6 protein-coding genes are annotated in these 10,594 nt (G+C 51.0%); 4 read left to right on the top strand and 2 right to left on the bottom strand.

Annotated features, from left to right (window positions below; translation table 11 throughout):
• A partial coding sequence (tdcB, locus tag GKAS_RS20715; protein ID WP_035897038.1) for a bifunctional threonine ammonia-lyase/L-serine ammonia-lyase TdcB occupies nucleotides 1-873 on the bottom strand: 873 nt, incomplete at its 3' end.
• A gap of 99 nt (nucleotides 874-972) precedes the next feature.
• On the bottom strand, nucleotides 973-1,911 hold the full coding sequence (tdcA, locus tag GKAS_RS20710; RefSeq protein WP_035897037.1) for a transcriptional regulator TdcA: 939 nt from the start codon (nucleotides 1,909-1,911) through the stop codon (nucleotides 973-975).
• Nucleotides 1,912-3,224: 1,313 nt separating this feature from the next.
• Between tdcA and GKAS_RS20705 the strand changes: the two genes are divergently transcribed.
• The 4 genes from GKAS_RS20705 to GKAS_RS20690 form a co-directional block, all read left to right on the top strand.
• Nucleotides 3,225-4,235, top strand: coding sequence for a retention module-containing protein (locus tag GKAS_RS20705; protein ID WP_035897035.1), 1,011 nt, complete (start codon nucleotides 3,225-3,227; stop codon nucleotides 4,233-4,235).
• Complete coding sequence (locus GKAS_RS20700) at nucleotides 4,232-6,973, top strand: VCBS domain-containing protein (RefSeq protein ID WP_345703623.1); 2,742 nt, start codon at nucleotides 4,232-4,234, stop codon at nucleotides 6,971-6,973. The genes GKAS_RS20705 and GKAS_RS20700 overlap by 4 nt, the downstream gene beginning before the upstream one ends.
• Nucleotides 6,974-7,301: 328 nt before the next feature.
• Nucleotides 7,302-9,434, top strand: coding sequence for a type I secretion system permease/ATPase (locus tag GKAS_RS20695; protein ID WP_373995166.1), 2,133 nt, complete (start codon nucleotides 7,302-7,304; stop codon nucleotides 9,432-9,434).
• On the top strand, nucleotides 9,421-10,594 hold a 1,174-nt coding region (locus GKAS_RS20690; RefSeq protein WP_035897029.1), incomplete at its 3' end, for an HlyD family type I secretion periplasmic adaptor subunit. The genes GKAS_RS20695 and GKAS_RS20690, both read left to right, overlap by 14 nt.

The raw sequence follows: 10,594 nt of genomic DNA, 5'->3' as shown, positions 1-10,594 counted from the left end.
CCCCGCACAGGCTAAAGCGCCAGCGCCTTCGGTGACGACTTTATTACGCTGAATAAGGGCAATCATGCTTTTGCGAATTTCATCTTCGTTGACCAGAACAATATCATCGACGAGGTCACGAACAATTTCGTAGGTTAAATTACCCGGGCGGGAAACGTCACAGCCATCCGCCAGGGTGCCGGTCGTTCGGTGCGTGGTTATATTTCCGGCATAATAAGAGGCGGCCATACCGTGAACGTTTTCTGACTGTACGCCAATCACTTTAATGGTAGGGTTAATTGATTTAATGGCGATAGCAATACCGGCAATTAAACCGCCGCCGCCGATAGGTACAATTACATTATCCACGTCATACAGGTCTTCGAGAATCTCCAGACCAATGGTGCCTTGCCCGGCAATGACTTTTGGGTCGTCGTACGGCGGGATAAAAATGCGGCCTTCCATTTCGACAATTTCGCTAACCTTAGCGATGGTATCGTTGAAGTTATCGCCGTGCAGCACCACTTCAGCCGAGTATTCGCAGGTGGCGGCGACTTTAGACTTCGGCGCGCCTTTTGGCATCACCACTTTGCCATCAATACCGAGCATCGCGCAGGAGAGCGAAACCCCCTGGGCATGGTTACCCGCAGAGCAGGCGACAACGCCCTTACGTCTTTCGGCTTCGGTCAGGGAACTCAGCTTATTAAAGGCACCGCGAATCTTAAATGAACCGGTACGCTGCATGTTTTCAAATTTAAGGAAAATGTCGCCTTTGCACTGTTCGCTAAAGTAATTAGAGCGAGGCATGCCGGTCTTATAAATTTTACCCGCGAGGCGCTTTTTGGCTTCAATAATATCTTCAATAGCTACCGGGAGATCGTATGTAATATGCATGATAACCTCATAACCAGAGTGTTAGGGTAATAGATATTCGTCACCGCTGACCGGTATGACGATCGGCGGTATATGTATTAGATATTTAAAATTACTGGCTTATTTTGAATTTATTATTTGCTTTCGCCTGCGTCCATTACAGGCTGAGTATTCCTTCGCTAATTGCACCAGAATTGATGCGGCTTTTTTAATCCGGTAATTCTTTGACCATATTGCGGCATAGCGCGCAATGGGTAATGTTTCTTCAACCTCGAGCGTAATAAACTGGTCGGAGCCAAAAGGTGCAGTCATATCACAAGGAATAACCGTCAGGAAATCGGCATTGAGAACAAGATTATAAATGGTGACAACGGAGTCCGTTTTAACAATGTTTTCGATGCTGATGCCGTTTCGCTGAAGCGTAATAAGTAGCTCACTGTAGTAACCCATATTGGTTTGTGGCAATACCCACTGCGCCTCTTTCAGTGATTCCAGCGGGGTATTGCCGGCGCACGTTCGGGACTTATTGGCCACGACGACAAACTCTGATTCAAACAGCGGCTCGACGTGCAGGTCCTGTAGCTTCATCTCGTCGCTCAACGTGCCGATGGCGAAATCCAGACGGCCATCGCGCAGCGCAGGCAGGAACGAGGAGAGCTGCGCTTCGAACATCGAGATCTGTACCTTCGGGAACACCTCTTTAAACTTCTGAATCATGTCAGACATAAAGGTGAAGCCAATCAGCGAAGGGAAACCGAAGGAGACATCAATAGCGGCATCGTCCGTCATGCTGTTCATCTCATTCACCATGTTCGTCATCTCACGGGTGATGGACTCAGACCAGGTCAGCAGTACCTGGCCCGGATGAGTCAACGTTACGCCGGTATTTTTTCTGACGATGACCTCTGCGCCAAAGTAAGCTTCAATATCGCTAATGATTTTACTGACCGCGGGCTGCGTTAATCCTAATTCTTTTGCCGCTGAGCCGATAGAACCACTCCGGATCACCTCCTGAAAAACCACCAGATTTTGTATTTTTGGGAGATTTAATGTGTTCATAACGATCCGTGTTAATTGCCTCGTTGACGGGAAGAAGTGTAACAAATTAATTGACTGGGGATTTGTGCGAGTACTCACAAATTGCCTTTTGGTGAGTTATTGCACGCTATGTATTTTCTTAAAAATCATTTAATATCAATGTGTTATGTTTTGTATATAACGCTTTCATCTGACTTTTATCAAAAAATAATGGGGGGATAAAAATATTTTATGCCGATAACGGTGACTATTTTTTGACGTTGTTAATAATCGCCATTTGGCGATCTTTCAAGCAATTATCGAGTAATTAACGGCCAGAAAATGGATTAAATTTAATGTGTAATTTATCAAATTAAATTTTAAATGAAGCATTATCCTTATTAAAGAATGCCTGGGGTCACACTTTTTTTCCATAATTGTTCTGAAAGATACGTATTAGTTATTAATGCTAAAAATATCAGCAACAATTTATTGTCATAATTAACATTTAATTAACTGTGGCTTTTGGCCTGTTTTTTAGGTGTTAGTTTGGTATATGAAATCGGTTTCTTTTGTTTTGTGTTGATAAAATCCATAAGAGTAGTGTTTTGTGTTGATGTTCACAGAACTGCACTCTTGTCATCTTACCCTTTGTTGCATTGCGTAATTGAAGGACGGCAGGGCCGTATGCTGCGCGTATACCAGCTAGACCTAATCATAAGCCGTTCTGCTCAGGAGACCCTGCTTCGCAGGGCATTGTTCTCCGTTCCACGACGGCAATGCATCAGAAAAAATAATTGATTCTCCATACAATAATCCTGTGTTGGTATCTGGAATAAGCGCAGGTCATTGATTTATCGATTTGGTAAGAAAGGTTTATGAATAGTTAATATCTACCGTTTAGAGCAAAAGCAATGGAATAATAAGCAATATTTAATTGGTTTTTGTTTTATTCCTTGGTGATATTTGTAAGTTATCTTTAGAAATATTTAAGTGAGTGTTTTTTAACGTTTTCATATTGGATTTTATTTGTTTAATTTATTGATTCTAATGAGTTATTTTTTATTTGTGCTGTGATGAGATATTTGTGATTACTTTTGTCATATGAGTGACGGATCACGCTATTGACTGAAAGATACGTATTCCAATCACTCAATATATGGCTTGTTTTACAAAAATCACCAAATGTTATTATTACTAATGCGATTATTAATGAATATATTTTGCTAATGGGTGAAAGTGGGTATTAATTCAATGCCTCAATGAATAAGGATAGAAGTTCAGTTTTTACCTAACGAGTTTAATTGGAGCGTTTTGTGAAACGCTCCGGTATTTGCGAACCAGGGAGAGATGCTATGCCAACGGTAATTGGAACGATCAAAGTCATGATGGGCCAGGCGTGGATTGAAGCGGCGGACGGCAGCCGACGCCAGGCAATGGAAGGTGAGCAGGTTATGCGCGGCGAGCAGGTCGTGACCGAGCAGGGGGCGGTGACCGTCACCTTGCCGGATGGCAAAAATCTGGATCTGGGGCGTATGAGCCAGTGGGGCGGCAGCGGCGCAGCAACCGCGACGGCTGATACGACAGCAACCCAGGACGTTGCTGCCGTGCAGCAGGCCATTACCGAGGGCGCTGACCCAACGCAAATACTGGAAGCAACCGCCGCAGGGAATCCGATTATCACCGATGCGCAGGGCGAAGCAGGCGAGGGAGGACGACACTCCTTCGTGATGCTGGAACTGACCGGACAAATCCTTGACCCTAACGCGGGCTATCCCACCGATGGGCTGGGCAGCGGGCGTCCTGACCGCGTGGAAGAAGATACCTCACTGTTCGGCAACAATGCCGTTGATCTTAATAACCCCGCCATCATCGGCGGCGACGATACAGGTTCCGTTGTCGAAGACGATAGCGATCCAACCCTTGCCGACAGCGGTCGTTTATCAATTCACGATCCCGATGAAGCACAGTCCTGGTTTATCCCGAATTCTGTCAAAGCCAGCGATGGTGCGCTGGGTCACTTGATCCTCGCCAGAGATGGTTCATGGCGCTATGAGGTCAATAACGCCGACGTGCAGTATCTCGCCGAAGGCGAAACGAAAATTGAAACCTTCGTGGTAAAAAGCGCCGACGGCACCGAACACACGGTGACGATCACGATTACCGGGCGTAATGATGCGCCGGAGTTGAGCGCCACCGGTGGCGAGGTGCTACAGGAAGATAATGGGATTGTGACCGGAACGGCACCGACGCCAGAGGTACTGGCGACCGGCGGGGCGTTGAGCATGAGTGATGTCGACACTGCAGATTCCCACAGCTACACCAGCGGCTTAACAAGCGTAACGGCGGGTGAGACACCGAACTGACGGAAGCTCAGCTTGAACTGTTAAGCCAGGGGACCTTCACCGTGTCCGATGACGGGAAGAGCTGGAATTATCAAATCAGCAACGACTTAACGCAGTCGCTGGCAGAGGGTCAGGAAGCGAAAATCACCTACTGGGTGACGGTGAAAGACAGCCATGGCGCGACGGATACGCAGCCCGTGACGATAACCATCAAAGGGACTAACGATGCGCCGGTGCTGAGTGCAAGCGATGGCGAGGTGCTACAGGAAGATAATGGGATTGTGACCGGAACGGCACCGACGCCAGAGTTGCTGGCAACGAGTGGGGTGCTGAGTACGAGCGATGTCGACACTGCAGATTCCCACAGCTACACCAGCGGCTTAACAAGCGTAACCGCGGGTGAGAGCACCGAACTGACGGAAGCTCAGCTTGAACTGTTAAGCCAGGGGACCTTCACCGTGTCCGATGACGGGAAGAGCTGGAATTATCAAATCAGCAACGACTTAACGCAGTCGCTGGCAGAGGGTCAGGAAGCGAAAATCACCTACTGGGTGACGGTGAAAGACAGCCATGGCGCGACGGATACGCAGCCCGTGACGATAACCATCAAAGGCACCAACGATACACCGACTATCGAGGTGATGAGCAGCGAGGAATTATCCGAGAGTCATATCCCTGATGGGGCAACGGGTACGTTTACCATCGATGACATTGATACTAGTGATCAGTTGACCGTTTCGCTGGGTGGCCCGAGCGAAGCGCTAACCTCCGGTGGTGCGAAAGTAGAATGGGCATGGGATGCGGAAGGCAACAAGCTCGTTGGCTACACTGGCTCTACCGAAGATGGAACCTATAAATCCATTGTTGAAGTCCAGCTCACTTCGCCAGAAGGGACCGATCGAGGCGAATGGTCCTACAAGGTCGAACTTAAAGGGCCAATCGATCACCCGGAGCAGGGTACGGATGATGTGAAGTTTGATCTGGCAATCACCGTAGCTGATGGTAAAGCCACCTCAACAGGCTCACTTGAGATAACCATTGTCGATGACGTTCCCGTGTTGAGTGCGCCATCGGTAGGTCAAGTCAGCAGTGAGGGCATCCCTGATGTTCTCCTCGGCAAATTTGACCTTGGTGGGAAGGCCACTTCTGAAACCAGTCTTCGCTACACGGACGCTCAGGGTCATGGATTTACCGTGACGGCCAACGGGTTCACCTCTAAAACAGATTCAAAATTAATCGAGGCCGAAGTCGACCGAACCGATAGTGGGTTGGGGGTAAAAAGCAAGGAAGGCCCTTATCACAACATTGCTAACGAGATCGATTACCGCGTTTTTGATGGTGAAAATGGCGCTTCTGAAGAGCTGATTTTCACGCTGGACGTGGGCTCAGTCGCCTATGGCGTGACCATTGAATTCGAAAAAATGTACGGTGGTGAACTCGAGAGCGGGATCGTTGAGTTTTATCGTGACGGCAAGCTGATTGCGACGCAGGAGTTTAGCTCCGACGATAAAAGCGGTAACTATGCCAAGAACTTCAGTGTCCAGGAAGGCGGTTTCGATAAGATGATCGTTAAGGCAACGGATAACTTTGAGCGATCTAAGGAGGATAACAGTGACTTTACGGTGAAAGGTGTCACATTCATTGGACCGAACACGGATATGCCAATCGGCTATGCTGAGGGTACGCTCGATATCGACTGGGGGGCAGACGGCAAATATAGCCTGGCCCTGGACAAGGGAGGCGTTGAAGGCGAACTACGTACCAGCGCAGGTCTGGAAATTACGACAACCTTCTCTGAATCTGGCAACACGGCTCTTGGCTACGATTCAAACGGTAATCTAGTGTTCCGTCTGGAGTTTACCCCTGAAACCGGTAAGTGGGAGTTTTACCAGTACCAGGATATGCAGCAGCCTGGAGTCGGTGATGATAAACAGATTGATTTCGGATTCAAAGCCATCGACGGTGATGGTGATGTAACCGACGGAATATTCTCCGTTATTCCGCGCCAGACGGCCGAAAGCGGCAGTTCAGGCAATGAGGGAGCGGGTGAGAGCGGTGACGGACCTGATACGCCAATAATCCCTGGAGGAAGCGAACCTACGGGAGGCGCGAGCGATCCGACGTCTGATGAAAACGAGCCGACCCCGGTACCGGGTGAAACGATCCATGGCAATTCTGGTAACAACACGCTTGTTGGCACTGATGGTGATGACATCATCTATGGCTATGGGGGTAACGACGACATCTCCGGTGGTGCCGGTAACGACATTATTTATGGCGGCGCGGGCAACGATAAACTCAATGGCGGCGATGGAAACGATATTCTCTATGGTGGTGATGGCAACGATGAACTGTATGGCGGCAATGGAAACGATATTCTCTATGGCGGTGATGGCAATGATAAACTGTATGGCGGTGCGGGTGATGACATCCTGATTGGCGGTAAAGGGAATAACACGCTTTATGGCGGGGAAGGCCACGACACCTTCAAATGGCAACAGGGTGATTACGGCAAGGATGTTATTAAAGACTTTAATATTCATGAGGATAAAATCGATTTAACCGAGCTGCTTGAAGGGATTAAGGGTAATTTCTCTGATTTCGTCAATATATCTGATAAAGGCGGGGATACGATAATTACTATTAATACCGGAGGTCTGCACCATGGAGGTAACGCCACCGAGGTGCAGATTACCGTTGAAAACTGTACTTCCACAGATATAGACAGTTTGATTGCTAAGCCAGATACCCTGGTTTAACCCTGAACCGCACCCTGTCTTACCGGCAGGGTGCTTTTTATTATTTTGAATGCACTAAATTTAAATTTACAAAAATAAACGAGTGATTACTTTATTGTATTCTACGGTGTTACTATTATGCCTAATTATAAAGCATTATAAATTCCCATTATTAATGAATGTCATATTTGACTGTGCTAATTTAAATTTCTGACACGCTTGTGCTTCAGTCGCAATTACCCGGTATTCAGGATGAACTTATGATTCGGGTCTGTTATTAAGGATATAACATATGGCACAACATTCCCCGGCTGCAGGTGGCAATGACGCAGTAGAATGGCAAAAAGAGATGAAAGTCGATCAGCGCGAGCTTCAGGACGACGCGCTGCTCGATAGTCTGCTGGCGGTCTGTTCGCACTATGGAAAAGCGGCCACCCGCGTTTCGCTGACCGCAGGCCTACCGCTTAACAATAACCAACTGACCCTCGACGTTTTTCCGCGCGCCGCCGCGCGCGCCGGGCTGCGCGTGCGAATGCTCAAGCGTGAGCTCAAGGATATCACCGCGCTCTCACTGCCCGCCGTACTGGTACTGGAAAATCATCGCACTGCCGTACTCTTTGGCTGGAATGAACAAGGGCAGGCCCGGGTGCAGACCGGAGAGGTCGGCGGCGGGGAAATATTGGTCGACCCAGCCGCGCTGGCGCAAGAGTACTCCGGTACGGCGCTGTTTATTCAGCCCATCCATCAAAGCGAACGCACCAAATCCTCGCTGCTGCCGCGCACGCGGACCTGGTTTCGTGACACGCTGAAGCTATCGCGCTTTCTCTACGTTGACGCTATCGTTGCCAGTTTCCTGATTAACCTTATCGCGCTGTGTACGCCGCTGTTCGTGATGAACGTCTATGACCGCGTGGTGCCCAACCAGGCCACTGCCACGTTATGGGTGCTGGCGATAGGGATAACCGTTGCCTTCCTGTTTGATCTGCTGCTGAAAACGCTGCGTACCCGCTGCCTCGATATTGCGGGCAAAAAGACTGACATGATTGTCTCAGCTTCCATCTTCGAGCGCATTACCGGCGTGGCGATGAAAGCGCGTCCGGCGCGGCTGGGGAGCTTTGCGCAGAATATTCATGAAATCCAGTCGCTGCGTGATTTTCTCTCTTCGCTCACCATGGCGACGCTTATCGATATTCCGTTCACCTTGCTGATGCTGCTGGTGATCGCCATTATCGGCGGCCCGCTGGTGTTTATCCCACTGGTGGCCTTCCCGGTGGCGCTGGTGGTGAGTTGGGCGATTCAGAAGCCGCTCAACGACACGATAAAAGAGACGATGCGCCTCGCCTCAGAACGTCAGGCGGTGCTGATTGAAACTCTTGGCGGGCTGGACGCCATGAAGGTGAATAACGCGCAAAGCGAGCGCCAGTTTATGTGGGAAAGCACGCTGGTGACGCTAAGCAAAAAAGAGTTACGGGTTAAAACGCTCTCGACCTTTGCGGTGAACTTTACCGCCTGGCTCCAGCAGTTTTCCGGCGTGGCGATGATTGTTGCCGGGGTTTATCTGATTATCGGCGGTAGTCTCAGTATGGGCGGACTTATCGCCTGCTACATGCTGAACGGCCGCGCGCTGGTGCCGATGGGGCAACTTAGTGGTCTGGTGACGCGCTATCAGCAGGCAAGAATGACCATGAATACCACTGAACAGATGATGGAGCTGCCGCAGGAGCGTCAGGATGACAGGGCGCTGGTGGCCCGCGACACCCTGGAAGGCGCGATTGCCTTTCAGAACGTCACTTTCACCTATCCAGACCAAAAGCGACCGTCACTGACTAACGTCTCCTTTACCATCACGCCGGGTGAACGGGTGGGGATTATCGGGCGCAGCGGGTCGGGAAAAAGCTCGCTGGCGAAGCTGATAATCGGTTTCTATCAGCCGGACTCAGGAGAGATCCTGGTTGACGGCATGGATGCCAACCAAATCGACGTCAACGACCTTCGCCACAATATCGGCTACGCGCCGCAGGATATTTACCTGTTCAGCGGTACGCTGCGCGACAACCTGATAAGCGGAGCCACCTATGTCGACGACAACGCCATGCTGCGGGCGGCGCAGCTGGCCGGCGTGCATGATTTTGCCCGTAAGCACCCGGACGGCTATCACATGCAGGTTGGCGAGCGCGGGCTTAACCTCTCTGGCGGCCAGCGTCAGGCGGTGATGCTGGCGCGCGCGCTTCTGCTTGAGCCACCGATTCTTCTGCTTGATGAGCCGACCAGCTCGATGGATAACACCACCGAAGATGCCGTCCGTCGGGCGTTGATGGCGTCAACCCGCGGGCGCACGTTGCTGCTGGTGACCCACCGCGCCTCGATGCTGGCGCTGGTTGACCGGCTTATCATCATCGAACGTGGGCGCGTGGTGGCCGATGGGCCGCGCGATAGTGTGCTGGAGGCACTGAAGAAGGGGCAAATCCATGGGGGTAACTAAATGGTTTGGTCTCGGTAAAACGGACGACTCCCTGACGGTCAACGGCATTAACGGCGCGGTGATGAGCGACGTGCCGCGCTCGCGACGCGTGACGCTGTGGGCCTGCTTTGGATTTTTTATTGCGCTGATTGTCTGGGCGGCGAACGCCCCCATCGATGAAGTCACCCGCGGCGATGGGAAAGCGATCCCCTCATCCAGGCTGCAAAAAATCCAGAACCTGGAAGGCGGGATTGTCTCCGAAGTCTTCGTCCACGAAGGGCAAATTGTCGACGCTGGTCAACCGCTGCTGCGCCTTGACGATACGCGCTTTAAGTCAACCGTCGGTGAAAGCGAAGCTGACCGCTATGCGCTGATGGCCCGCATCTCACGCCTGCAGGCGCAACTAGACGACAAGCCCTTATCGCTGAGCCCGGAAATCGAGCAGGAAGCGCCGGGGATCGCCAGCGGGGAGCGGGGGCTGTTTGAATCCCAGGGCGCACGTTTTCGTAATGAAATCGCCGGGCTGGAAGAACAGCTGGCGCAGAAAAAGCAGGAACTGCTGGATTTTGAAGCGAAAAAAACGCAGTTCAGCCGCAGCCTGGGGCTTATTCAGCAGGAAGTTAATATGTCCCAGCCGCTGGTCAGTGCAGGGGCGATTTCAAAAGTAGAAATCCTGCGGCTGCGCCGCTCCGAAGTGGACACGCGCGGGCAACTTGACTCGGTGGTGCTCGCCATTCCTCGTGCCCGGTCAGCCGTTAAGGAAATTGAAAACAAAATTGCCGAGTCGCGAGGCCGTTATCGTAGCGAAATGCTGGGCCAGCTTAACGAAGCGCGCACTAGCCTTGCGAAAATAGAGGCCTCCGGCAAAGCCATCGAGGACCGGGTTCACCGTACGCTGGTGACCTCGCCGGTGCGCGGGATTATCCAGCAGATGCTGGTCAACACCATCGGCGGGGTTATCCAACCCGGCAGCGAGCTGGTGGAGATTGTTCCGCTGGACGACACGCTATTGGTTGAAGCCAAAATTCGCCCACAGGACATTGCGTTTTTACACCCAGGGCAGAAGGCGATGATCAAATTCACCGCCTATGACTACACCATCTACGGCGGCCTGAAAGGGTCCCTGGAGCACATCAGCGCCGACACCATTACCGATAAAGAGGGGCACAGTTTTTACCAGA

Origin of the sequence: Kluyvera ascorbata ATCC 33433 (assembly GCF_000735365.1) — a bacterium.
GTDB lineage: Bacteria > Pseudomonadota > Gammaproteobacteria > Enterobacterales > Enterobacteriaceae > Kluyvera > Kluyvera ascorbata.
Note: the sequence above shows the minus strand (reverse complement) of the source record. Positions and strands in the feature narration are given on the sequence as shown.

Bases quoted from the DNA above. Each gene is read 5' to 3' on its own strand.
- tdcA (WP_035897037.1), bottom strand. From the start codon at position 1,911: ATGAACACATTAAATCTCCCAAAAATACAAAATCTGGTGGTTTTTCAG.
- GKAS_RS20705 (WP_035897035.1), top strand. From the start codon at position 3,225: ATGCCAACGGTAATTGGAACGATCAAAGTCATGATGGGCCAGGCGTGG.
- GKAS_RS20695 (WP_373995166.1), top strand. From the start codon at position 7,302: ATGAAAGTCGATCAGCGCGAGCTTCAGGACGACGCGCTGCTCGATAGT.